This is a genomic window from Paenibacillus lactis (genome assembly GCF_017873605.1).
Taxonomy (GTDB): domain Bacteria; phylum Bacillota; class Bacilli; order Paenibacillales; family Paenibacillaceae; genus Paenibacillus_AQ; species Paenibacillus_AQ lactis.
Map to the genome: position 1 here is coordinate 241038 of NZ_JAGGKI010000007.1, position 24395 is coordinate 265432.

At 49.9% G+C, this 24395-nt stretch carries 28 protein-coding genes; 23 read left to right on the forward strand and 5 right to left on the reverse strand.

Annotation, left to right across the window (positions count from 1 at the left end; translation table 11 throughout):
• The first annotated feature begins 11 nt into the window (after positions 1 to 11).
• The 9 genes from J2Z18_RS15535 (at position 12) to J2Z18_RS15575 (ending at position 7039) form a co-directional block, all read left to right on the forward strand.
• Complete coding sequence (locus J2Z18_RS15535) at positions 12 to 383, forward strand: hypothetical protein (protein WP_007131326.1); 372 nt, start codon at positions 12 to 14, stop codon at positions 381 to 383.
• Positions 380 to 1708, forward strand: a complete 1329-nt coding sequence (locus J2Z18_RS15540) for a right-handed parallel beta-helix repeat-containing protein (protein ID WP_007131327.1) — start codon at positions 380 to 382, stop codon at positions 1706 to 1708. Before J2Z18_RS15535 ends, J2Z18_RS15540 begins: the two co-directional genes overlap by 4 nt.
• Positions 1705 to 2310, forward strand: coding sequence for a nitrous oxide reductase accessory protein NosL (locus J2Z18_RS15545; RefSeq protein WP_007131328.1), 606 nt, complete (start codon positions 1705 to 1707; stop codon positions 2308 to 2310). Before J2Z18_RS15540 ends, J2Z18_RS15545 begins: the two co-directional genes overlap by 4 nt.
• Positions 2307 to 3128, forward strand: coding sequence for an ABC transporter permease (locus tag J2Z18_RS15550; protein WP_007131329.1), 822 nt, complete (start codon positions 2307 to 2309; stop codon positions 3126 to 3128). The genes J2Z18_RS15545 and J2Z18_RS15550 overlap by 4 nt, the downstream gene beginning before the upstream one ends.
• On the forward strand, positions 3121 to 3855 hold the full coding sequence (locus J2Z18_RS15555; RefSeq protein WP_028404260.1) for an ABC transporter ATP-binding protein: 735 nt from the start codon (positions 3121 to 3123) through the stop codon (positions 3853 to 3855). Before J2Z18_RS15550 ends, J2Z18_RS15555 begins: the two co-directional genes overlap by 8 nt.
• Positions 3856 to 3995: 140 nt before the next feature.
• Positions 3996 to 4520 (forward strand): redoxin domain-containing protein, encoded by a 525-nt coding sequence (locus tag J2Z18_RS15560; RefSeq protein WP_028404261.1) that lies wholly within the window; start codon positions 3996 to 3998, stop codon positions 4518 to 4520.
• A gap of 62 nt (positions 4521 to 4582) precedes the next feature.
• On the forward strand, positions 4583 to 5413 hold the full coding sequence (locus tag J2Z18_RS15565; protein WP_007131332.1) for a sensor histidine kinase: 831 nt from the start codon (positions 4583 to 4585) through the stop codon (positions 5411 to 5413).
• Position 5414: 1 nt separating this feature from the next.
• Positions 5415 to 6068, forward strand: coding sequence for a response regulator (locus J2Z18_RS15570; protein WP_007131333.1), 654 nt, complete (start codon positions 5415 to 5417; stop codon positions 6066 to 6068).
• 332 nt (positions 6069 to 6400) lie between these two features.
• A complete protein-coding gene (locus tag J2Z18_RS15575) occupies positions 6401 to 7039 on the forward strand; it encodes a sulfite exporter TauE/SafE family protein (protein ID WP_050954061.1) in 639 nt (212 codons plus the stop codon).
• A gap of 17 nt (positions 7040 to 7056) precedes the next feature.
• Here J2Z18_RS15575 and J2Z18_RS15580 read toward each other — a convergent pair whose 3' ends face one another.
• Positions 7057 to 7461 carry a FixH family protein gene (locus J2Z18_RS15580; protein ID WP_007131335.1) on the reverse strand — a complete coding sequence of 135 codons (405 nt, stop codon included), beginning with the start codon at positions 7459 to 7461 and terminating at the stop codon, positions 7057 to 7059.
• A gap of 238 nt (positions 7462 to 7699) precedes the next feature.
• Here J2Z18_RS15580 and J2Z18_RS30495 point away from each other — a divergent pair, with 238 nt between their 5' ends.
• From J2Z18_RS30495 to J2Z18_RS15615, 8 genes are all read left to right on the forward strand, one after another.
• Positions 7700 to 7804 (forward strand): DUF6254 family protein, encoded by a 105-nt coding sequence (locus tag J2Z18_RS30495; protein WP_222119631.1) that lies wholly within the window; start codon positions 7700 to 7702, stop codon positions 7802 to 7804.
• A 380-nt stretch (positions 7805 to 8184) separates the two neighbouring features.
• Positions 8185 to 9225, forward strand: coding sequence for a nucleotidyltransferase family protein (locus tag J2Z18_RS15585; protein ID WP_007131336.1), 1041 nt, complete (start codon positions 8185 to 8187; stop codon positions 9223 to 9225).
• Positions 9222 to 10382: a glycosyltransferase family 4 protein gene (locus J2Z18_RS15590; protein WP_007131337.1), complete on the forward strand. Its 1161-nt coding sequence runs from the start codon at positions 9222 to 9224 to the stop codon at positions 10380 to 10382. The genes J2Z18_RS15585 and J2Z18_RS15590 overlap by 4 nt, the downstream gene beginning before the upstream one ends.
• Positions 10357 to 11397, forward strand: a complete 1041-nt coding sequence (locus J2Z18_RS15595) for a hypothetical protein (RefSeq protein WP_007131338.1) — start codon at positions 10357 to 10359, stop codon at positions 11395 to 11397. Before J2Z18_RS15590 ends, J2Z18_RS15595 begins: the two co-directional genes overlap by 26 nt.
• An 84-nt stretch (positions 11398 to 11481) precedes the next feature.
• Positions 11482 to 12900 (forward strand): phosphomannomutase/phosphoglucomutase, encoded by a 1419-nt coding sequence (locus J2Z18_RS15600; RefSeq protein ID WP_028404267.1) that lies wholly within the window; start codon positions 11482 to 11484, stop codon positions 12898 to 12900.
• Between the two features lie 305 nt (positions 12901 to 13205).
• On the forward strand, positions 13206 to 14213 hold the full coding sequence (locus tag J2Z18_RS15605; RefSeq protein WP_210094968.1) for an AraC family transcriptional regulator: 1008 nt from the start codon (positions 13206 to 13208) through the stop codon (positions 14211 to 14213).
• Between the two features lie 128 nt (positions 14214 to 14341).
• Positions 14342 to 15136 (forward strand): SDR family NAD(P)-dependent oxidoreductase, encoded by a 795-nt coding sequence (locus J2Z18_RS15610; RefSeq protein WP_210094969.1) that lies wholly within the window; start codon positions 14342 to 14344, stop codon positions 15134 to 15136.
• 307 nt (positions 15137 to 15443) lie between these two features.
• Positions 15444 to 15791 carry a hypothetical protein gene (locus J2Z18_RS15615; RefSeq protein WP_007131342.1) on the forward strand — a complete coding sequence of 116 codons (348 nt, stop codon included), beginning with the start codon at positions 15444 to 15446 and terminating at the stop codon, positions 15789 to 15791.
• A 45-nt stretch (positions 15792 to 15836) separates the two neighbouring features.
• Here the strand turns inward: J2Z18_RS15615 and J2Z18_RS15620 are convergent, their stop codons facing one another.
• The 3 genes from J2Z18_RS15620 to J2Z18_RS15630 all read right to left on the reverse strand — a co-directional run bounded on the left by J2Z18_RS15620 (position 15837) and on the right by J2Z18_RS15630 (position 18792).
• Positions 15837 to 16928: a hypothetical protein gene (locus tag J2Z18_RS15620; protein WP_007131343.1), complete on the reverse strand. Its 1092-nt coding sequence runs from the start codon at positions 16926 to 16928 to the stop codon at positions 15837 to 15839.
• Positions 16929 to 17009: 81 nt separating this feature from the next.
• Complete coding sequence (locus tag J2Z18_RS15625; protein WP_007131344.1) at positions 17010 to 18077, reverse strand: sensor histidine kinase; 1068 nt, start codon at positions 18075 to 18077, stop codon at positions 17010 to 17012.
• A gap of 4 nt (positions 18078 to 18081) precedes the next feature.
• Entirely contained in the window at positions 18082 to 18792 is a 711-nt protein-coding gene (locus J2Z18_RS15630) for a response regulator transcription factor (protein WP_007131345.1), read from the reverse strand.
• Positions 18793 to 19117: 325 nt separating this feature from the next.
• On the opposite strand from J2Z18_RS15630, the gene J2Z18_RS15635 reads away from it, so the two are divergent.
• From J2Z18_RS15635 to J2Z18_RS15655, 5 genes are all read left to right on the forward strand, one after another.
• Positions 19118 to 19603, forward strand: a complete 486-nt coding sequence (locus J2Z18_RS15635; protein ID WP_007131346.1) for a MarR family winged helix-turn-helix transcriptional regulator — start codon at positions 19118 to 19120, stop codon at positions 19601 to 19603.
• Between the two features lie 66 nt (positions 19604 to 19669).
• Positions 19670 to 20860: an ArsA family ATPase gene (locus J2Z18_RS15640; RefSeq protein WP_007131347.1), complete on the forward strand. Its 1191-nt coding sequence runs from the start codon at positions 19670 to 19672 to the stop codon at positions 20858 to 20860.
• A gap of 30 nt (positions 20861 to 20890) precedes the next feature.
• On the forward strand, positions 20891 to 21079 hold the full coding sequence (locus J2Z18_RS15645) for a hypothetical protein (RefSeq protein WP_007131348.1): 189 nt from the start codon (positions 20891 to 20893) through the stop codon (positions 21077 to 21079).
• Between the two features lie 221 nt (positions 21080 to 21300).
• Entirely contained in the window at positions 21301 to 21870 is a 570-nt protein-coding gene (locus tag J2Z18_RS15650; protein ID WP_007131349.1) for a TetR/AcrR family transcriptional regulator, read from the forward strand.
• A gap of 72 nt (positions 21871 to 21942) precedes the next feature.
• The gene (locus J2Z18_RS15655; RefSeq protein ID WP_007131350.1) at positions 21943 to 22773 is read left to right on the forward strand and encodes an SDR family NAD(P)-dependent oxidoreductase; all 831 of its coding nucleotides are present in this window, start codon (positions 21943 to 21945) and stop codon (positions 22771 to 22773) included.
• A 93-nt stretch (positions 22774 to 22866) separates the two neighbouring features.
• On the opposite strand, the gene J2Z18_RS15660 is transcribed toward J2Z18_RS15655, so the two are convergent.
• On the reverse strand, positions 22867 to 23802 hold the full coding sequence (locus J2Z18_RS15660) for an NADP-dependent oxidoreductase (protein ID WP_210094970.1): 936 nt from the start codon (positions 23800 to 23802) through the stop codon (positions 22867 to 22869).
• Positions 23803 to 24004: 202 nt separating this feature from the next.
• On the opposite strand from J2Z18_RS15660, the gene J2Z18_RS30500 reads away from it, so the two are divergent.
• The gene (locus J2Z18_RS30500) at positions 24005 to 24394 is read left to right on the forward strand and encodes a GNAT family N-acetyltransferase (protein ID WP_244869107.1); all 390 of its coding nucleotides are present in this window, start codon (positions 24005 to 24007) and stop codon (positions 24392 to 24394) included.
• The last annotated feature ends 1 nt before the right edge of the window (position 24395 follow it).

Below are 24395 nucleotides of genomic sequence, written 5' to 3' on the forward strand. Positions count from 1 at the left end.
GAAGTAAGCATATGAAGCAAAGGATCGTTTCGCTCGTGTTGGTTCTATCGCTTATCGGAACGATGATAGCTTGTTCGAGCGAAGAACCTGTTGATTTGGAAGCTGTTCAAGCGGAGCTGACGACAAATCCGGAGACCGTCATCGCAGGAAGCCAGGCGGATATGAAAGTAACGGTTACCGGAATGAAGGTATCGGACACGGCACGGGCAACTTTCGATGTGCGGATTGGAGATGAGCCGGTGCTTATGGATGCGATTCATGAAGGGGATGGCGTATTCAGCGGAGCATTCACCTTCCCGGGCAAGGGCGTTTATACCGTCTATATTCACTTGTACGAGGACGATATCCATATCACGAAGAAGAAGCAGGTCGAGGTCAAATGACAAGGTCAATCAACAAATGGGCTCTTCTCGCACTATTGGTTGTATTGGCGATGATGCACGGAAGTCCGGCCCGGGCGGAGGACGAGCTGATGGGCCTTCAAGAGATCGTGGACCAGGCCAATCCGGGGGCCACGCTAGTGCTGAAGCCTGGCACATACCAGGGACCGGTTGTCGTTAACAAGCCGTTAACGATACGGACGGAGGGGGAAGGGAACGTCGAATTAATTAATAGAAGTCAGCTTCCTGCCCTATCGATCGATGCTGACGGCACAACGGTTGCCGGACTCCATATTACCGACGGAATGGTTAAGGAAACGCCAACGGTGCTCGTCAGAGGTCATCGAGCTGTCTTGAACGGCCTCTACATTCGGACTGGCGGGGATGGAATTGCGGTCCGTGACGCGGATGAAGGCTTGGTGACGAATACTACGATCGATTGGGCGGCTGAAGGCGTGCGACTGGCGGACAAAGGGAATGGCGTGGATGTGTTCAATGGGCATCGCTGGAGGTTCATGGACAATACGATTCGAGATGTTCATGACGGCATCTATATGGAAAACAGCGATGATACGCGTGTAACCGGAAACCGGATTGAACGTTCCCGGTATGGAATCCATTGCATGTACACGAATCGAACGGTCATCGAACGAAACGAAGGCAGCTTGAATGTGACCGGTGCCATGGTGATGACGGCCAGGCAAGTATCCGTTATCGGGAACTCGTTCTCCAAGCAAAGCGAAAACGTGAATTCGCAAGGGATCTTGCTGTATGACACGCATGATTCGGTTCTGGCAGACAATACGGTTGATGGTAATCGGGTCGGCCTGTATGTTGAGCTGTCGACGGGCAACCGATTGGAGAATAACGAGGTTCGTTACAATTTTGTGGGGATCCAGCTTCTGGACTCCAGCTCCAATTCCATCGCCCACAACCGGTTTACCGGCAATGTTGCGGACGCCCAGGCACGGAGCAGCGAGGACAATAGGATCATCGAAAACTATTGGGACAATTTCCGAGGCATCGATGCAAATGGAGACGGGAACAGCGATATTTCATACGCGATTAACCCGTTGTTTCAGGAACTGACGAAAAAACGCCCGGCGTTCCAATTGTTCTTCCAATCCCCGGGGATGGTGTTCCTCGAAGGGCTCTATCAAAGTGACCGGGATCGCTGGACTACGGATGCTGCTCCGTTAATGACGCCTCCTATGAGTGAAAACCAGATCGGGGATGCGGAAGGGAGAACCCTTACAGGGATAGCCGGACTCGTGTTATTAGGATGTACCGGGACACTATTTTTTTGGATGAGGAGACGAATGTCATGAGTAAAGGAATGAAATTGAATGCGATCCTCGCAGCATTGCTGCTGCTTCTATCCGCTTGCGGGGGAGAAGCTTATAAACCGCAAGCCATTAACGAGGAAACGGATGTATGCGTGATCTGCAAGATGGCGGTTAAAGATGATCAATATGCGACTCAAATCGTAACCAAAGACGGTCAATCGCTTAAATTCGATGATATCGGTTGTTTGAACACATGGAAGATCGAGAATGGGACCGATACGATCGGAGCCGCCTTCGTCCGGGATTACAACAGCAAGCAATGGCTTCGTTACGAGAAGGCTTACTATGCTTATGATCCTTCCTACAAAACGCCGATGGCTTACGGGATTTTGTCATTTGAGAAGGAAGAAGACGCCAAAGCTTATATTGAAGAACAAGGTACGGGGAAGCTGATGACGGCCGATGAGCTCCGTGATCATTCGTGGGAGGTCAATCGCGACATGATGGATATGGAAGGGATACATGATCATGGTCACCCGCCTGTTGAGGAACAAGATGAAGCTGCGGATCATGATCCTCCAGCGCATCAAGAAGGGCATTCGACACCTCCTGAACCTCCCGCATCCGGAGGCCATGGCTCATGAAAGACATGAAATACGTCGCTATACGCGAGATGAACATCGGGTTTCGCAACCCTTGGGCATATTCATTCATGGCTCTTTTCGCAGTATTCATGCTCAGTTTGCTAATCATACATACCCAAGGGGGTGTGAGCGGATTTTCCGGCACCAGCGGAACCATGTTAAACCTGGCGTTGTACTTGCTCCCCTTGATGGCCCTGATGCTGGGCTCATTCTCCTTAACCGGCGAGAAGGAAGAGGGCAACTGGGAGCTGCTATCGACGTATCCGCTTGGCACTTGGCCGTTTCTGGCAGGAAAATATATCGGGCTGTCTGCAGTGCTGCTCTCCATCGTCGCCTTCGGATTCGGGCTGTCCGGGTCGGCAGGCTGGCTTCTCGGCAGCGGTTTTGATTTTTTAACGTACAAGCAGCTGCTGGGCTTCTCAATCGGGTTATCTCTGTTTTATCTCGGCATTGCCATGTTGATCGGTACGCTCGCCCGCAACCGCTGGCAGGCTTTAACGATAGCGGTAGGCGTCTGGTTCTTCACCGTCATCGCATGGCCTTCGCTCCTCATTGCTATGCTGGGCATGATGCCATATCTCTGGATTAAGCCGGCGATAACAACACTTACTTTTCTGAATCCGGCTGAATTGACGCGTTTGTTTACCGTCGTCAAGTTAGGAGGAGGCTCGACGCTGGGGCCTGAATATTACAAATGGATGATATGGATCCGTTCACCCTGGGGCACGCCCGTTTTTGCGGGTGTGATGCTCGTATGGATAGGTGCTGCTCTTGCCGCTGCTTATGGTTTATGGGAAAGGGGAAGAGGTCGTGGGTGATCAGCTCGTACGATTCGATGCGGTTCATAAGGCATTTAAGGGAAAGGTTGTCATTGAAGAATTGAATTTGAAGGTCGCTCACGGCGAAGCGGTCGCTTTGTGCGGAGGCAACGGAGCTGGAAAAAGCACCTTGCTGCGGATGCTGGCGGGAATCTTGCACCCGACGAAGGGTGTTATCACCGTCAACGGGCAGACATGCCGGGACAATCGGCGGGAATATGCCCGGCACATCGGTTATATGCCGGATGATTATCGCTTTAGTCCAGGATTAACGGCACTGGAGACCATGCTGTTCTGGGCCCGGCTTCGCGGACTCGGGCAAGCCCGTGCACGGGAAGCGTTATCGATGGTTGGTCTCTCGGATACCGGCAGCAAATCCGTGGCCTCCTTCTCTAAGGGCATGAGACAGCGGGTATTGTTCGCGCAAGCGATAATGGCACGGCCGCTGCTCGTCATTATGGATGAACCGACGAATGGCCTTGATCCTTACTGGATGGATACGTTCGTCATGCTCGTTCGCCAGGCAGTCGCCGAAGGCCAGACTATCCTCTTCTCCACGCACCAATTGGAAATTGCCGAAGCTTTGGCGGATCGGATCGTTTTTTTAAGGGATGGGAATGTGGTGCTGGACGGGAATACGGGAGAGCTTCGACAAACATATGGAGCTGAGGGGATGCGCAGAGCATTCCGGGAGTTGTTTGGGATAAACGGAGGAAGCCCGAAATAGCGAAGCAGGCAGCGAGTCCGCAGGCGGGCCGCTGTCTTGTTTCACTTTAGGTGAGGCGGTGGCCGGCGTTCAAGCCGCCCGTCAGGCTATTATTTAAGAGCTTAACGGCCAACATGTATGCCTAATTTGTGAGCAAGGAGATGAACAGGGTGATCCGCAGAATGATTCAGTATATGCTATTGATGGTTGTCCTAATCGGAGGCGTGTATGCCGTGTCACGTTTTTTGGGTGATCCGCAGGTTCTTGCTATTCCAGGAGAAGCAGCGCCGGAGTTCTCAGCCGTGGATCTGGAGGGGACAGAAATCCGTCTTGCCGATTACAAAGGGAAGGGCGTTGTCCTGAATTTCTGGGCCTCCTGGTGCAATCCGTGCGTCAACGAACTGCCGCTTCTTAACGAGGCTCATAAGTTAACAGGCGTGGACATGCTGGCGATCAACGTGGGGGAGGGCAAAGAAACGGTGCAGCATTTTGCTGACCGGTATGACCTCGAATTTCCGATCGTATTGGACTCCGAGATGAACATTAAACAAAAGTATCAATTGGTCGGAATGCCACTTACGATCATCATTGATGAAGACGGGACTTTGGTGGAACGACACGAAGGGGAGCTGACAGAGATGGAAGACATCATATTCCTGATGAATCGGATCAGGCAAGACGATTAACATTCGCTAAAGGTTCCCAATGCAATATAATGGATCCATGCATCAATCAGCTAGAGGGGAGAATGATTGTGACCTATAAACAAAACAAATGGCTGATTCTTACGATTCCTACCCTGACGATCGGGGTCTGGGAGTATGTCCGGCATGAGTTTCTGCTGCCGTATATTTCGATGGAGCTTGGAAACTGGCTTGCCCCGGTCATTGTGCTGCTCGTATCCTTGCTGTTTTTGACCAAATTATTTGCCATGATCGAACATAATCAAGAGGAGCTTAATCGAGCAAAAGCGATCCGCGCCGTGCTGGAGGAACGAGAGAAAATCGCAAGGGAGCTTCATGACGGCATCGCGCAATCCCTGTTCTTTTTGAACGCGCAGATCTCGCAAATGGACCGCATGAATCAAGCAGACGGACTTCCGCTTCATAAATTGAAGGAGAGTGTTCATCGCACCAATGATTATGTCAGACAAGCCATCGCCAATTTGAGGCATGAAGCCGATGCGGATAAAAATCCGTGGCTGCAAGGCATTGAGAGCTTGATCGATGAGCTGCAGCAGGAAACCGCTCTGGAAATTGAGACGAATTGGCGCATTCCGGAAACGATGCTGTCTTCCAAAGAGCGAGTGGAGTTATTCGCAATCATCCGCGAAGCGCTGCTTAACATTCATAAGCATGCGGAGGCGAAGCAAGTCCGAATCGAAGCGCGACCAACAGAATCGGGGTGGATGTGCCAGGTCGCGGATGACGGCAAAGGCTTTAACCCAGATAATATGATGATCCGTAATCGATACGGGATCCAAATGATGCGCGACCGTGCCAAGGCGATGTCCTGGCATTTCAGCCTGGAACGTAAAGATGGGGACACGCTGGTAATCGTTCGAAAGGGGGCATATTGAAATGTCAAAATTCCGGGTGTTAATTATCGATGATAACGGGATGGCCAGAGAAGGGATCCGAATGATCCTGGAAAGCGATCCTGTCTTTGAAGTCGTGGCGGAAGGAAGCAGCGGAGAAGAAGCCATTACCTTAAGTGAATATTGGATGCCGGACCTGGTGCTGATGGATATTCAAATGCCGGGAATGGGCGGCTTGGAAGCAACGAAGAAGCTTAAAGAAGCCTTCCCCTATATCAAGGTCGTTATGGTTACGGTATCCGACGATATTGCGCATTTATTCGATGCGCTTAAGAAGGGCGCCCAGGGCTATTTGTTGAAAAATATGGAGCCTGAAGCGTGGCACGAATATTTAAGAGCAGTCGCCATCGATGAAGCGCCGGTAACGCGCGAGCTGGCTTTTCGAATCCTCAAGGAAATGTCCCCGAAGCGTGCGGACGAGGTTCAAGATCATCCTTTAACTGAGCGGGAGCATGAAATTCTAGTGCTCGTTGCCGAGGGAATGAGCAATAAGGAAATTTCAGGCGATCTAAGCATTTCAGAGCATACGGTGAAAAATCACCTGAAGAACATCCTTCAAAAGCTGCACTTGGCCAATCGAGTTCAGATTGCGCGTTATGCTTATGAACAAGGCTTGGTAGGCAAGAAGCAGCAATGAAGCAGCAACGAACCAGCAATGAAGTGCAAGTTTACAATGAAGTAGCAAGTTAACAATGAAGTAGCAAAGATGTAGCAGGCTTTGATGGAATAACGATTGGCGATAGGCTGCTATACTTGCGCCGCAGCTTTCTAACCTGAGACATTCTTATCCTTCAATCGGCTTCATATAATGAACAGGTATCTCCCAATTCATGCCGGCTTATCCGATCAGCGTTTAAGTCGCAATGGAGGTACCAGCAGCAAAGTGAAGTATGAGGCAGTTTTCAGAAGGGAGTAATCGTCTTGGATACAGCAGGAAACAGCTTGGCGCTCGTTGCACTTACCGGATTGATGGGTGCACCGCATTGTTTCGCGATGTGCGGAGGCATCGTGTCGTCGGTTGCACTTCGCGCACAAGGCTCGCCAATGGCTTTGATCCTCGCATATAACGTAGGGAGAGTAGCAACTTACGCGGCAATCGGCGGTTTTATGGGCTTGGTCGGCTCTTTTCTGGATTCTGCAGCCGGATTCGTCGGGCTCCAATCTGCGGCCAGCATCATTGGCGGCTTGCTGATCTTGTTATGGACCTTTCGTCGGTATACGCTCCCGATGTTTCGCACGCATCCATATAAAAATTCTCGCGTTCAGTCGAAGCTGCAGCAGCTCGGACAACGTTACGAAATTCTTGCAACCTTTTTGACCGGGATTCTGCTGGGCTTTTTGCCATGCGGCTTGACTTATGCAATGCACATGAATGCTGCCGCCTCGGGAACCGCAGCAGAAGGTTCGCTGATTATGCTGGTGTTCGGCATATCGACGTTTCCGGTCTTGCTTCTGACGGCGATGTCTGCGGGAAGCCTTACGAAAAGATGGCGCAGGGCGATGCGCAGGATCGGCGGATATCTGGCCGTCTTGATGGGGTTGCTGTGCATTCTGAAAGGTCTAAGTGCGAATGGCTGGATACCTTCCGTGCACCCTTGGCTATGGTGATGGGGGGCTTTTTCTCTTTAATGAACCTTAAAAACGGTGCTGACTTTGACATACCGCTCCTTCCACTGTAATTCGGCTTCGGCTTGCCATTTCCCGCGCATGACGGGCACCACTGTCGCATGATATACCCCGGGTTGAATCTCCTCAATGGAAGCAGGAAAAACCCCGCAAAACATATCCGGCATGGTAATGTTCAAATCGAAATCCGCGCCTGTTACGGGTATTCCGGATAACTCGTCAATTTGCAGCTCAAAGGTGGTCTCCTGCATCGATACCGCTGATGAATCAATCGGTGTTATTTGCATGCGGATTTGATCATCGATATAAAGAGCCTCTGCTGATGGATGGTCTTCCACTAGACGAAACAAAATGAACAAGAGCATAAAACCAAACAACAACAGGATGATCCATCTCGCTTTCATGCTTCGCCTTCTTCCTATAATTCATAACGTTAATTACTGATGTTATATGTATCTGACATGCAGAAAATGCCGGAATATGTGCTGGAGTGCAGCTAAAGCATACATAAGAAAACAGAAGCAAAAGGGACTATCTCCATTATCTATGCTCTTGCCCCCAGGCGGATGAATGAACAAGGCTTAATATTGAAAACCTATGGAAGTGGTATACATTCTCGATTTCCGAAGGAGGAAGACTGACATGGCTCACCAGAAGAGAAGGAAAGAAGCTGCCTGGAAGTCGCGTAAGCAAGCACAGCACCCCCATGGAAAAATCAGATCGCTCAAGGAATTGTCCGGCGAATAGGATGAGGAGTATACTGCTTGGAAGTAAAGGACTGTCGGTTAGTTTTAACTTGCCGGCAGTCTCTTTTTTATGAAAACGGGCGGTCCTGCGACTATATTCATGATCGATTCATGGCAAAAAACAAAGAAATCATGAGATTTCAAAAGAAAAAAGAGGATTTTATGCTTTGATTTCAGGCGGAATGCGAGACATTATGTCCTGATCAACTTGAAGATTCAAAGAACTATTCCATAAAATACTATATTATCAGCACTCGACATTATAGAGTGCTAACAAATCAAGAGCGAAGGAGGGAAGCCGATACAATATTAGCGTCAGTGTCCAAAGCTGGCGTAAGTTTGTTTGTCGAATCATTTTTTGGGAACAGGAGGATTTCGAAGATGAATGTACTGTTACTTGCCGGTGGATTGGGAACCCGACTTAGACCGATGACGGAGAACATGCCGAAGCCGATGGCACCGATTCTGAATCGTCCGTGGCTGGAACATCTCATTCTTCATCTGAAGGAACAAGGCGTTCACCGTTTCGTTATCGCCCTTAAGCATCATCCCGAAAAAATAAAAAACCATTTCGGCGACGGCCGCCGGCTGGGCGTGTCGATCCAGTATGCGCTTGAAGATAAGCTGCTGGGGACTGCCGGGGCGATCAAGAATGCCGAGGCTTTACTCGATGAACAATTTATTGCCATGAATGCGGATATCGTCCACGATATTGAACTGAAACCGCTGCTGGATTTCCATCGATCTCACGGAGGAAAGGTAACGATCGGTCTGACGGAGGTTGAGGACCCTAGCGCGTACGGGGTCGTTGAGCAGGACGATACGGGGCGCATCTTGCGTTTTGTGGAGAAGCCCCGCTTGGACGAGGCCCCTTCGAGACGGATCAACGCAGGTATTTACATCATGGATAAAAACGTGCTCGCAGCGATTCCGTCCGATCGGGAGGTCTCCATTGAACGCGAAACGTTTCCACATCTCATCCGCGAAAATATGGGAGTCTTCGGTACGACGATTCAAGGCTATTGGGCGGATATGGGCACCAAAGACAGATACCGCAAAATTCACTGGGATCTCTTAACGGGACAGAGCCGGATCCAAATTCCCGGACACGTCCAGGATCAAGGCATCTGGATCGGCAAGGGCTCTAAAATCGGAGCCGGCGTCCTCCTCGTTCCGCCGGTATTGATCGGAGATCACGTACGAATCGGAGCGCGGGCCGTCATCGGGCCTCATGTGGTGCTCGGCGACAAGTGCACGATCGGCCCGAACGTCCGGCTATCGGAAACGATCCTGTGGGACGGCTGCCGGGTAAACGAGGGAGCGTACTTAAACAACTGCATATTCGGTTACAATCTCGAGCTCGGCCCAAGACATATTTTGCATGAAGCCGTAATGAACCGACTGGGAGTGATGCAAGCATGACCCGGGTGGCTTATATCAGTACTTACGTTCCGAAGAAATGCGGCCTGGCCACGTTCACTTTTCATTTGCGCCAGGCGGTCCATGCAGTGAAGGAGTGGAAAGCGAAGGATCCCGTAATCGTGCTCCACGATGGGGAATCCGATGGCCTGCAGGATCCGCTGCTGTGGCTGCTGCGTCGCGATTGCGAGAACGATTATGAGAAGATGGCGTACAGAATCAACCAGTCCGAAATCGAGGTCGTCTCTCTCCAGCACGAGTTCGGGATATTTGGCGGCGAGGCCGGCCGGCACATCTTGCGTTTCATCCGCAATCTGAAAAAACCGCTGGTGACTACGTTTCATACGGTGTTTGAGTTGCCCCGTGAACCGTACGCAAGCATTCAGCGGGAAATCGCCGAGCGAAGCGACCGGATCGTCGTGATGAACCGCAAAGCGATATCTTATTTAAACCGCTCGTTCGGCATTCCGGAGGAGAAAATCGTCTTTATACCGCACGGTACGCCCGAGCCCGATACGGAGCGGCGGCAGGCATTCCGGGAGCAGCTGGATTGGGCCGATCGCAAGGTGCTGATGACGTTCGGGCTGCTGAGCCGCGGAAAAGGAATTGAATTGATCCTGAGGATTTTGCCTGAAATTGTTAAAAAGGTGCCTAAAGTGTTATATGCCATCGTCGGCCAAACGCATCCGGAGGTCAAGAAATGGGAAGGAGAGAAGTACCGCGAAGAGCTGAAGGCCATGATCGCTGACAGCGGGATCGGTGACAATGTCGTCATGATCGACCGTTATATGGAGGAGAATGATCTGGTGCGCCATATTACGGCATGCGATGTCTACGTGACACCTTATCCGGGTATGGAGCAGATCACCAGCGGAACGCTTGCCTATGCGGTCGGCTTGGGACGGCCAGTGGTTTCGACTCCGTACTGCTATGCACAGGATTTGCTCGCCGATGAACCCGAGCTGCTGATTCCTGCTGATGACGAGGCGTTATGGCGGGAACGGATCGTGTCGCTGCTGACCAACGACGTGATGCATCAAGATGTCGTCCGGAAAATGAAGCGGCTGGGGCAAACGATGCATTGGCCAAGCGTCGGGCATGAGTACAACCTTCTGTTTACCGAGGTGGGGAGACATGGAAAGGCGATCCGTTCGGTTTGACCATCTGATCAAGATGACCGATGATACCGGCATACTCGAGCACGGGTTCGGGACGATCCCCCGGCGCAACGAAGGATACAGCACGGACGACCAGGCTCGTGCGTTATGGGTTTGTCTCGAATGGTTCAAGCATGGGCGTCCTGAAGACCAACAACAACTTGAGCGGTTAGCCGAGATCTATATCGCCTTTTTGCTGTGGGCGCAAAAGGAAGATGGTCATTTTCATAACAATTTTGCCTATGACCGGAGCAAGGAGCCGGAAATGCCTTCCGACGATTGCCTTGGACGCTGCCTTTGGGCTTGTGCGAAGGCAATGACAGCAGCACCCGCCCCTTCGTTTGCGATGGTTGCTGAATCGATCTTTCAAAAAGCGCTGCCGCAGGTTGACCATTTGCGGTATCCGCGCGGATGGGCTTACAGCATCGCCGCACTCGGCATGCTGCAGCGTGCCGGATATGATATCGATCTGACCTCCCATATCCAAGAGCTTGCGGAACGTCTGGCTGCCCTCTATCGTCGGAATTCGGCTCCAGGCTGGTCTTGGTTTGAATCGGAGATCACTTACAGCAATGCCGTGCTGCCATGGGGGATGCTGTGGGCTCATGAAATGTTGAACTGGACGGACTTGCTTGACATCGCTTTGAGTTCCCTTGACTTCCTAATCGGTTTGTCGCAAAACGAAGCGGGACAGATCCGGCCGGTAGGCAGTCAAGGGTGGTGCCGCCAGGGGTATCGGGCTTTGTGGGACCAGCAGCCGATCGATGTCATGAAGCTGGCGTTAGCGTCTGCCAAGGCCTATGAGCTGACGAACATGCACAAATATAAATCGGCCGTCACGAAGTGCCGCAATTGGTTTTACGGCGGCAACGATCTCGGAGCCCCAATGATTAACGAGCGGGACGGCAGCTGCTGCGACGGCTTGAGCGCCGACGGACCGAATATAAACTGCGGGGCGGAAGCCGTCATCTCTTACTTGATGACCGAAGCTATTTACGAAGAATGGATACAACATTAAGCGCAATTCGCCATTATCCAATAGACATCATACAAAAAGAGGTGGACAACGATGCCTTTGACCAAAGAACTGCAGGAGCAGGGGATGCCAACCCTTGAAGGGGGGGCTTCCATCCCCTCCCATGTATTCCGCGAATATGATATTCGCGGCAAAGCGTATGAAGACATTGACCTCCCTTTTTGCTATTGGCTGGGGAGAGCTTTCGGCGAAACCTTGAAGACGGCCGGCTTGAATAAGGCCATTGTCGGCCACGACAACCGGAAATCATCCCCGGATTTTCACCGGGCCCTGATTGCCGGCTTGCAGCAATCCGGATGCGAGGCGATTGATATCGGCGAAGTGACAACGCCGATGTTCTACTATGCCATGCACCATTATCAAGAGCCAAGCGGCATCATGATTACGGCCAGCCATAACCCCGGCGACGAAAACGGATTTAAAATCGCCATGGACTATACGACGATTTATGGAGAAGAAATCCAGAAGCTGCGCAGCCGCATGCTTGGCTTGGCAGCCGAAGGCAAGCTGCCGTCCGGTTTCGATTATGACGAAGAAGGTCTGCGATGCGAAAGCGTCGAGGAGCCTTATTTGGACATGCTGGCAGACAAAATCCGGCTGAACGGCCGGAAGCTTAAAGTCGTGGTCGATTGCGGCAACGGTACGCCGTCGCCATTTGCCCCCAAGGCGCTTCGACGCTGGGGGTGCGATGTGGTAGAGCTGTATTGCAAATCGGATCCGGATTTCCCGAATCATCATCCGGATCCGGTAGAGCCGAAAAATTTGCGGGACCTGATCGACGTCGTGAAGAAAGAAAGAGCCGACATCGGCATCGCCTTCGACGGGGACGGCGACCGCCTTGGGGTGGTGGACGAACAGGGCGGCATTTTATGGGGCGATCAGCTGATGATCCAGTTCTGGCGTGAAGTCCTGCCGAAATATCCGGGCTGCAAAGCGCTGGTGGAAGTCAAATGCTCGAAAGCGCTGGTCGAGGAGATCGAGAAGCTGGGCGGCGAGCCGGTCTTCCATCGCACAGGCCACTCCCACATTAAAGCGAGCATGCGCAAATTGGATGTGCCGTTTACCGGCGAAATGTCCGGGCATTTATTCTTCCGCGATGAATACTACGGATTTGACGACGCGCTGTATGCCGCTGGACGACTGTTGCGGATATTGAGCCGGGATTCGCGCCCGCTGTCCGAATTATTCTCCGACGTGCCAAGATATTGCGCGACCCCTGAAACGAGGGTTCCATGTGACGACGATGCGAAACAACAGATCATTCATAAAGTGAAGAACCATTTTGACGGGAAGCACGAGCTGATCGACGTAGACGGCGTACGCGTGCTGTTTCCGAACGGCTGGGGGCTGGTTCGCAGCTCGAACACCCAGCCGATCCTGGTGCTTCGGGCAGAGGCCGATACCGAGGCAGACTTACATGAAGTCAAAGCCCGCCTGGAACAAGCGCTCCGCGAGGCTGCGCCGGGATTGCAAATTCATTGGTAAGCACGAGGAAGCTTCTGCGGCGATCATGCCGCGGAGCTTCTTTTTTTTAATAAGGAAGGGGCTCTATTGGGGACTGACTAGATGGAGTATTGCAGCGCCATTTAAAGGAAGCGACATGAATTTTTTTAGTGCAGGATATCGTGTTCTTGTTGGACGTTCTTCAAAGATATGGCCGTATTTGATGATTCAATGTAAGTTTCTGCTAGTTACATCGCAAGATTCGGGAGGTACTATAGTAAGTAACCCTTTGTCAGACATCAGACAAACATAATCATTGTGTAAATATTAAAGGAGGCTGCCTGCGTATGAAGTCTCATACCTCCGACCGCATTAAAATGCCGCCAGGCTTTTGGTCCGGCATCCGTCAATTAGGGCTCGCTGATCAAGACATCGTACGAAAAGCGCGGCTTCCGCTGACGATCATCAATGAATCCGAGGTAACTGCCACCCAATATTATTCAATTTGGAAGGCGTATACCGATCTTATAGGTGATCCTGCACTAGGAATCATCAAGCTAGCGACGGCTTTTGAAACGGCGAAGTACCCGTCCTCCGTCTTAGCGACTTACCATGCCCGTGACTATAGGGATGCCCTTAACCGAATGGTCCGGTACAAGAGGCTGTGCCCTCCTGGAAGATTACGCATGAGCGAGGAGGGCGGGTACTGCACGATGGACTTGGATTGGCTGGAGACGGAAGAGCCTGGTCCTCCGATTCTGCTTGGCATCACGCTTGCATGTCTACTGGAGTTTGGCCGCCGGGGAACCGGTCAGCATGTGTCGGCACATTCGCTTGAGTTATCGGAGTCCGTTGGCAATGCAGAGGCCCTCGAGGCATACTTTGGCTGCCGCATCCGGTTTGGAAGCAAGCGCAACCGCTTGACGCTGCATCAGAAGGACTTGGATCTTCCTTTTATGTCGTTCAACGAAGATTTGCTTGAGATCCTGACTCCCGCTCTGGACCAATCGCTCCATGATCGGCAGTTAGACCCGTCGATAGCCGATAAAGTCAAATGGATCATGAAAAGAAGCCTGGCAGGAGGACGACCAGATATTTTGCCTATTGCCAGGGAGCTCGGAATGAGCGGCCGTACCCTGCAGCGCAGGCTCACTGACGAGAATACAAGCTTCAAGCGGCTGCTGACAGAGGCTAGACATGAGCAAGCATGCGAATACTTGACGGATCCCTCGCTGGATACGAAAGAAATCGCTTTTCTGCTTGGATACGAAGTCTTGAATTCGTTCTACCGGGCTTTCCGTCAATGGGAAGGGGATACCCCAACCAATTGGCGTTCTGTCCATTCGGCTTCCTGAGCAAAAGATTTTGGCGTGTACTGCAAGAACTTTGGCGCCTTAAACTAGTTACCAAATGCGCAAAACAAGGTATCCTAATTCTATCCTCAGTACGACCATAGTCTAGCAAACATAAGGAGAAATGTAGGATGGAAATGGGATTAACCAATAAAACGGCTTTAGTCACGGGATCCACCAAAGGGATCGGCAAAGCCATTGCCTTTGAGCTTGCCAAGGAAGGGGCTCAAGTATTCATTAACGGCAGAAACGCCGAAGAAGTAGAACGGACGGTCCATGAACTCAAGTCGGCATTCCCGGAGACCTCGCCTCAAAATGCGGCAGCCGATCTGGTAGACCGGGCACAGCGCGAAGCATTATTCGAAAAGTTCCCGAACGTCGATATTTTAGTAAACAGCATGGGAAATTATGAAATCATGCAGTATGAAGATATAGATGACGCTATATGGGAAAAGTACATTTCTACGAATGTCCTTGCAGCAAATGCCCTGACGAAATTCTATATGCCCAGCATGCTGGAGAATCAGTATGGACGCATTATCTTTATTGCGAGTGAAGAGGCTGTTATGCCTTCTGGCCAAATGCCGCAGTATGGTGTGACAAAATCCATGCTGTTGTCTTTAGCCAAAAGCTTGTCGAAATTGACGAAAGGAACAGAGGTTACCGTTAACACGATCATGCCCGGACCGACGCTATCCGAAAATGTACAGCAGATCATTGAGGGCATATACAACGATGAAGATATGCCTTTCTCGGAAAAAGAGAAAGCCTTTATGGCATCAAACCTGCCCCAATCTGAGATTCAGCGGTTCATCAGACCGTTTGAAATAGGCCGGTTAACGGCTTTTATATGCAGCCCCTATGCATCCGCGTTTAAGGGTTCGCCTATACGCATGGATGGGGGAATGGTGCCGACGATCTTTTAACGTAACCTGAACTTCGATATACAAACATGACATGCAACTGTCCCCAACTGGCGAAAATGATGTTATACTATAGTATGCATGCCCGAAAACCCTCCATCTTTTGAATGGAGGGTTTTTCATTTGGCGTATATACCTATCCAAGACAAACGCATATGTGATGCGGCGTATTCGCGGTTTTTTGTATTGTATCATGTGAATCCCGATTCAAGGTTAAATCTCGAAATCACCATATTTTACAAAAAGCTGCACTTTTATTAACATTCGACTGGTATACTACTTTAAATATTTGCCCGAAAGGTGAAGATACATGCAATATGTTGTCAGTTTCATTATAGCCGTATTACTTACGTCCATATCCTATTTCTTCGGCAGCCGCTTGGTTACGAAGGGCATACATCTCTGGCAAGCTCTAGCCATAGGCGCATCCGTAGTTTCTTTGGGTGCTCTTGCTGAGGCAATCGGGCTGCCAATCTGGTTGATTGTGCTTATTCCATTCCCGGTCGGAATGCTGTTATTGTTTCTATTTTTGAAACAGCCGTTCCGGATATGGCTCATTACGTATTTGATTATTTTAGCATTATATACGCTGATTCACGTTATGGTCAGTTTCTTCTTCCAATTCCATTCGCTGATTCCTGCCTGGAAGCTATCGTAGTAGGAGAAGTGCCGACCGAGCAGCCTAAATTACGTGAACTCCGTATCATGCGCATTGACGGCATTGCTCTTGCCTCCGGTAATAGTAGCAAATGGTTGCTGTCCCCAGAGCAATCCCCCAAACTGGCATAAGCAGAAGTGGCGTTGTGCCTCCCCAATTTTGAAAATCACCGCTCATCGTAAACTCAAGAATGACTTGAATGCCGGTAACCGTTAAGAGAATCGCCACGAATCCGGCAGGAATGACGGCTAAGGCAGGAGGGACGCGTCGACCACCCAAGATTGGGAACCAACGGGGGAAGCTTTCCCCCCAAGGCTTGATGAGTCCATGCGTGAGAAAGGCACCTCCGATCGAGACTAAGGCAAGTCCGGCACCGGCCCAATCCGCGTCTGAAGCCTGCAGGCTGTACAGCATTTCATCGGTGATTCCAAAAGGAATACCGAGCAGCCAAGCTATGCGAGTGATATCATAATATAGTGGGGCTAGAATCGCTGCATAGGTTGCCCATCTTCCCAAACGAGTCACTACGTTCATCCGCCGTAACGTATGACCCTTGTTTCGTCCGCAATACCTGCAAGCATCGCGGGTGTGGCGCTGGTATGTCAAAGCGGTTGCGGCCCATAACAAACCTCCGATGAGACAGATATATTGGTTTACGACCGGCCATGTGAAGAAATCGAGATAGTGTAATGACTGTCCGAATACGGCTCCGATCAAAGATACTGGGGCATAAGCCATCCCTATCAGGGCGCGTGGATCCGGGATCGCAAAGCACAGGACCATGGCTGCGCTCCAAGCGTATAACAGCATGATTGCTCGGGTTATCCCGCGGGCTTTGCGATTCAATAAGAGCATGGCCATGGCTCCAAGTAAACACAGGCAAGCGATGAGCAATCCGCCGTCAGCGGCTGCAGCCTGCCGGAACAGGGAGTGAGCCGCACCCGGATCATTAACCAAGCCTAGCGGAAAGCCCTGGCCTCCTGCCCACCAATATAGCCCGAGCACGCCGTAAGCGAGCGTCCAAATGATCGTCGCGTAAGGGACCCAATCCGGCCAACGCTTCCACCAATGCAGCGTAGATGTTTCCGATTGATCCGGCAAGGCTGAGGATACGTTCTTTTCATTTGCGGGATTCATAGATCACGCCTCCTTATACATCGTTACCGTAAGTATAAGAAGCCTGGGTAAACATGAGGTAAACGGGAACACAACTTCACCCTAAATGTGCTCTGCCTTCAGCCTGATCAAAATGGAAGTCCCTTCGCCAAGCGAGCTTTGGACCATGATCGTTCCGCCATGCGCCTCGATGAATTTCTTAGCGATGGATAATCCAAGCCCCGCATGTTCGCTCGTTGGTTGAATCGTAACTCGCGCCGCATGCTGGTTAAATCCGACCCCGTTATCCTTAATACGAATCTCGGCAATCCGATGATCGAGCAGCTTAATTCGAGCCTCAATCCGGGTGTCCTCCGGATTATGGACGACGGCATTGACGAGCAGATTCCGAATGGCACGTGTCATGAGTTTCGGGTCGCAGCTGATCGACAATTGTTCCGGCTCCGAATCCATGACAAATGCGTACCCGGCAGCCCAAGGAGCACTGCTGACATCCGCTACCGTTCTGCGCACGAGTTCAACGATATCCGTGTTCTCGGCATTTAGAGGAATCGGACCATTAACCGTTTCATTAAGATCCTCAACCAGTTCTTGCAGGTGAGCGGCCTTCTGCTGAATGACCGAAAGAAAATCGCTTTTCTCCGTTTCGCTCCACCGATAATCAGGGTGAACTAACATCGCGGAATAACCTGAGATATAGGTTAACGGCGTTTTCAAATCGTGAGAGATCCCTCGAATCCATTCCTGCTTCGATTGTTCTGCTTCACGGAGCGCCTTCTCGTTGTTTTGGAGCGTGCTGCCAAGCATTCGCAGGTGCTCGAACACTTCCTTATAGATCGCATACGGAAATTTCAGCCTGCCTTTCTTATGGGAGCGGAGGTTGTTCCAGCCCGGCGGCGGATCGAACCGTCCACTAACCAAGCTCCTGATCCAGACGATCATGATGTAAAGCGGCTTTCCTAGATACCAACCGATCCAAAGCAAAGTAACAACAAACAGAACGCTGCACAAGGCTACCACGAAGATTTCGTAATGATTCGAAGTGTTACCCGTCCGAATCAAATCCGGCCAGAATAACCAAGCAACCCCGAGGATGATGACTTGAATACAAATCAATAGAAAAACGAAAGCCGCGAGCAATTGAAGGGCGATGCGAAGCATAAAGTTCATGGTGTTAGCCTCCCGACGGCGGAACGAACTTGTATCCAATTCCTCTTAATGTAACGATAACCTTAGGATTAGCCGGATCGACTTCCAGTTTCTTGCGTAATCTTGAAATATGAATGACGACGGTCTTCTCATCGCCATGAACCATCGTACCCCATATTTGCTCGTATAGCTGCTGAGCCGTAAATACCCGGTTGGGGTGTTTGCAGAAATAGAGAAGAAGTTCAAATTCCTTAGCCGGACAAGGCGTATCCTTTTGATTGATAATGAGCTGGCCCGTTGACCGGTTCACGGTAAACGTCTTGAATCGATAAAGCTCTTCGGCGTATTGATGGTTGGATTCAACCATCATACTCCGTCTCAAATGTGCCTGAATCCGCGCAATCACCTCTAGAGGGTTAAATGGTTTGGTTACATAATCATCCCCGCCCAAGAACAGGCCTCGAAGTTTATCCAGGTCACTGGAACGTGCGGTCAGAAACAAAACCGGAGTCGTGATGGTTTTGCGCATTTCCGTGCACAGCGAAAATCCATCCATGTCCGGAAGCATGACGTCAAGAACGATCATATCGAAACGTCTTGTTTGCACGGCATTGAGCGCTTCAGCAGCGGAACCGGCTTTTACGATATCGATAAATCCTTCTTTTCGAAGCAGATTTTCGAGCATGACCAAAATACCTTCCTCATCATCCACTAACAATATGGCCTCTCTCCGCATTTCTTAGGTCTCCTTTTGCCGTTTGATTAACAATCCGATTAATATTTAAGTACGGCAATCCAGGCTAATCTCCTGCTGGGATTGCAAAAGTGCTATGTCTCTGCGGATAATAGACCTTAACAGTTTCAATGGATCATTGTGCACGAAAATGTGTCAATGGGCATTTTTGAGGACAGTTAAAACGGAGAGATTCCCGTAATATGCATAAGCTTTGTCCATAGCTGGTTATCATTAGTAAGAAAAATTCGGAGAGGTTGTTGAAATTATTACGATGTCGTATTAAAATAGTCGCAAGACGCAATCATGCGAAATCGCACATAAAGGAGTGACCGGTATAAAACAACTATACGATCTTTTCCTCAAGACCGGTCTGCGTCCGTTCGCTTTTATGACCGATACGCTTCAGCTTGAACAAAAAGTGACCCGCTCCGATATGTCGACGCTGCTTATTTTGCTCCTCCGCGGAGATTTAACGATGTCGGAGCTGGCCGCCGAGATGGGGGCACCGCTAAGTTCGATGACCAGCATCGCTAAGCGGCTTGAACGCAAAGGCTTGATCGCACGAGCCACGTCTGCGCAAGACCAACGCGTGAAGCTCGTCACGCTGACGCAGGAAGGTCTGCAGCTGGCGAAAGAATGGGAGCAAATCATGATGGCGCTGCTTGGCAGATTGGAGGATGCATTTACGCCGGAAGAATTGGAGCAGCTGACGGCACTTCTGTTCAAGGCAGCTAAAGTCTTCCAAGACGGAGGACCTGTTACACCGCAAGAAGTAAAGCGCCAGCCAATAAAGATTCAGATTGAGGAATAACCGGTTATCATACCGGATTTTTCCGACCAATTACTACGAAATCGTACTAAAAAGGAGCGGGTGGATTTGAGGATCATCATCTACACGGGCAAAGGCGGAGTCGGCAAGACCAGCATCGCGGCGGCGACGGCAGTGAAAATGGCGGAGCAAGGCAAACGAACGCTGATTCTCAGCACAGATGCAGCGCATAGTTTAGCGGATTCGCTGGCGGTACCGATCGGGCCCGATCCGGTGCAAATCAGCGAAAACTTGTGGGGGCAGGAAGTGAACGCGATCCGCGAGACGGAGCGCAATTGGGGAACCGTACAGGTTTGGCTCACGAAATTACTCGACAAAGCCCAGCTTAAAGACGTCACTACGGAAGAAATGCTTGTTTTTCCCGGCATGGAAGAGCTGTTTAGTTTGCTGAAAATCAAGGAGCATGCTGAAAGCGGGCAATATGATGTCATGGTGGTGGATTGCGCCCCGACCGGAGAGACGCTGCGGCTGTTAAGCTATCCGAACGTATTGAATTGGTGGCTGGAGAAAATCTTCCCGACCGAACGCAAACTGATCAAGATTGTACGGCCGGTTGCCAAAATTGTCAAGGATATCGATCTTCCTTCGGATGACGTGCTGGACAGCATCGAGCGTTTGGCACGGGGATTGGAGGAAATGCAGCGGCTCGTCCTGGATTCGGACACCACGTCGGTCAGGATCGTGCTGAATCCCGAGAAGATGGTGCTCGCCGAAGCAAAGCGCTCCTTTACCTATTTGAACCTGTTCGGATTCAACACGGATGCCATTATCGTCAATCGGTTGCTGCCGGATGGGGCAGGAGAAGGCTTCTTCGCTCAGTGGCGGGACATTCAAAAGAAATACGAGGAAGAAATCGTCTTGAACTTCCAGCCGCTTCCGATTCTGAAGGCTCCTATGATGCAAAAGGAAATCATCGGAGTTCCCGTTCTTAAAGAATTAGCGGACATCGTTTATGCCGACCGGGATCCTTCCGCCATGTTTTACCACGGCAGAACAGAGTCGATTCGCGAGGAGGATGGGGAAATGCTCTTGGAGCTTATGATTCCATTTATCGATAAGGCCGATCTGAATTTAACGCAGACGGGCGACGAATTGACGGTGGATGCCGGTGCTTATAAACGCAAGGTTATCCTGCCAAGGACGTTGATGAACCGCCAAGTGGTAGGCGCTAGATATGCAGAGGACCGGCTTGTTATCCGGTTTGGCAAACGGGAAATGGAGAGTATGCAGGATAAATAAGAAGCGGGAGCGCTTAGGAGGGAACGAGTCATGGAAAAAATGCTACGACTGGAGCAGTTGTTGGCAAATCTGGAGCGGCATCAAACGAAGGAGCATGTGAAAAACGCCGTCAAGGAATGGCTGCTTGCTTCGCGATCCGTGATTGACAGTGTCATTGACACGATCGAGGAGGAAAAAGAGGCCCCCGTTGCCCGCAAAATCAATATTTCGGACGAATAAAGATCACTCGATTATATGAAGCCCTTACTGATAAGGCCATTCTTTTTACGAGATGGCCTTTGATTTGCCTAGATGGCCCTTTGGTTTTTTTTCGCAACCTACTAAACAGAAAAAAAGGTAGGCCAGCCTGGACATTATCCTCGTTGACTCAAGTCAATGGGCCTGATATATTCATATTTGAAGGGAGCCCATTAGATGACAGAAGGAGGAGGTGAACTTCCATGGCACGAAAGACGAAGCCACCAGAAGAGCGGCGAGCCGAGATCATTCAGACCGCCAAGGAACTGTTTGAGGAGAAGGGTTATGAAGGAACACAAATCAGCGATATCACGAATAAAATGGGTGTAGCGCATGGGCTTGTGTATCACTACGTAAAATCAAAATCAGAATTGCTCGATGCTGTTGTTGAGGAGTGGGCTAAAGAAATACTGGCCGATTTAATGGTTTTGATGAAAGACAATACGATCAGCGCAGCGGATCGATTAGAACGGATGTTCCAATTTACAAGCGGCATGCTTAAGAAGGATGCTATATTAATCAAAACCATACACCAGCAGGAGAATGAGGAGATTCATAAGCGAATTGGCAGCGCAGGAATACAAATGATTCTCCCCCTATTCAAAGAATTAATTGAAACAGGAAATGCCGATGGTTCATTCAACTGCTCGTATCCTGAGGAGACAGCAAAATTTTGTTTATACGGCTGGCAGTCGATTGATTCAAGTATGTCCGATGAAGAAAGAGTGGAGAAGCTTAAATATTTTTATAAACGCATACTAGGCATTGGTTAACAGCTTCTTCGGAAGTTGTATATTTTTAATCATTAATTGACTGAAGTCAGTCAGTTGAAGGAGGTACGGATCGTGAATTATTTTAAGGATAAAGTGGCCATTATTACTGGCGGCGGCTCTGGCATTGGACGAGAGCTTTGCTTCCAATTAGCAAAATCGGGCGCGACTGTAGTTGTAGCAGACATTCGTGAAGATTATGCTGAGAGTACTGTAGATGAGATCAAGAATCGCGGAGGAACCGCACGTTATATGAAAGTCAATGTTGCCAGCGAAGCCGAGGTCCAACAATTAATCGAGGAAACCGTATCACAATACGGCAGGATTGACTATATGTTTAATAACGCTGGCATTGCAATTGGCGGGGATGTCAGGGATCTGACGATGGCCCAGTGGAAAAAAGTAATGGATATCAATTGGAATGGGGTGCTTTATGGCTCGACAATTGCCTATCGAGTGATGGCCCAGCAAGGGTTCGGGCATATCGTAAATACAGCGTCTGCCACTGGCTTAATGCCTCAGCCGGGCAACACGCCGTATTGTGCAAGCAAACACGCAGTCGTCGGTCTTTCACAATCATTAAGGTATGAGGGAGCAGATGTGGGAGTCAAGGTTAGCACGATCTGTCCCGGCCATGTTCAAACCGACATTTATAAGAATATGACGGTTGCCAATGTACCGAATGAGAAAGTTGTGGAATCGCTGCCCTCAGGGGCAATGAAAACCAGTGAGGCCGTTGATTTGATCCTAAAGGGCATTATCCAAAACAAAGATATCATTATATTTCCTGTTGCCGTTCGGTGGGCGTGGCGTATCCATCGTCTGTTTCCCGCATTGTTAAAGCAGGCATGGCTACGAAAAATCAGAAGTATACGCAAGCTTAAAGACGGGGAGGTGACTCAATAGCTCACCTCATCCATCACCAAGCCAGTGCAACCCAATAATTGAGTCTATTGATATATCGTACAAAAACATTGACGCAACGGGAGGTTTGAATGTTTAACTTATTTCAATAACAATCTTTCCCTTCGCATGATGACTTTCGCTTATGGCATGGGCTTCCCGGATCCCTTCTACAGATAATGGATATCGGTGCCCAATCAAGACCTTAAGTTTGTTTTGTTTCAAAAGCTCAGCCATCTTTGCTAATTGTGAGCCATTCGGTTTCAACCAGACATTGCCTGATTTTATGTTTTTTTGCGCGGCCTTTTCTTGATTAGGCTCAGACACTATCGATGCCATTTTGCCGCCATTTTTTAAAATGGTAAAGCTCTTCTCTTGGTTTTCGCCCCCCAACGAATCAAGGACAAAATCATAATCGCTCAGAACTTTTTCAAAGTCTTCTATCTTATAGTCAATAACTTCATCGGCACCAAGCGACTTTAATAAATCCACATTATGTGTTCCCGCTGTAGTTGCAACATAGGCTCCCGCATGCTTGGCAAGCTGGATGGCGAATGTGCCGACGCCTCCTGCTCCGGCATGAATCAACACCTTCTCGCCTTTTTGGATATTTCCAAAGTCGAATAAGCACTGCCATGCAGTTAATCCGGCCAGCGGGACACAGGCAGCCTCTTCAAAGGTTAGATTCTCAGGGATTTTGGCGAGCAAATGAGCATCCACCGCAGTATATTGCGCATAGGTTCCCCGGTTCGTTGTTTCAGGACGAGCAAAGACCCGATCCCCAACCTTAAAGCTGGTCACTTGTTCGCCAACCTCAGAAACGACACCAGCAGCGTCCCATCCTAGAATAATCGGGAAATCGAACGGCATCATGGTCTTGAGATATCCCTCACGTAGCTTCCAATCGATCGGATTGATCGAAGTGGCATGGAGCTTTACGATGACTTGTTGCTCTCCAGGAGTAGGCTTTGGAATATCCGCTTCTTTTAATTGCTCTTTTCCGCCATATTGTTCAATAATGATAGCTTTCATATCCATTCACTCCTCATATTTTTGGGCAACAAGCATAAGCAAATTTTCGCGTAGTTTTTATAATTATGGGCAACTGCGATCCGGTTGATACCCCAGTACGATAAGGTGAAATCCTCTATTAAGTCATCGGATAACCATTCATATCCCTGGGCAGATAAACGATTTATAATTGAAGACAGACGGAGCGCGGAAGGGAGAAAACATGTTAACGACACAACAATTAATAGACATTGAGCAATTGCAAAAAGAGTGTGAAAGTCATGATCATGTACAACTGAAGCTGAATTGGGAAATGCTCAGGGAGCGCACTTCTGACCAAATGGATTATTTGCAATACGAGCATGGCGAGCTCGTCGCGTTCTTAGGTTTATATGCTTTTGGTTCTGCTGTCGAGGTTTGCGGCATGGTAAAGCCAAGCGAGCGGCGTAAGGGATATTTCCAACGATTGTTCGATCATGCCATGGAACACATCAAACGAAGCGGATACAAAAAAATTTTGCTGAACGCGCCTGCAGGATCGGATGCGGCAAAATCCTTTTTGAATAAACAAGGCGTTAAGTATGCGTTCTCGGAGCATCAAATGAAGTGGTAGG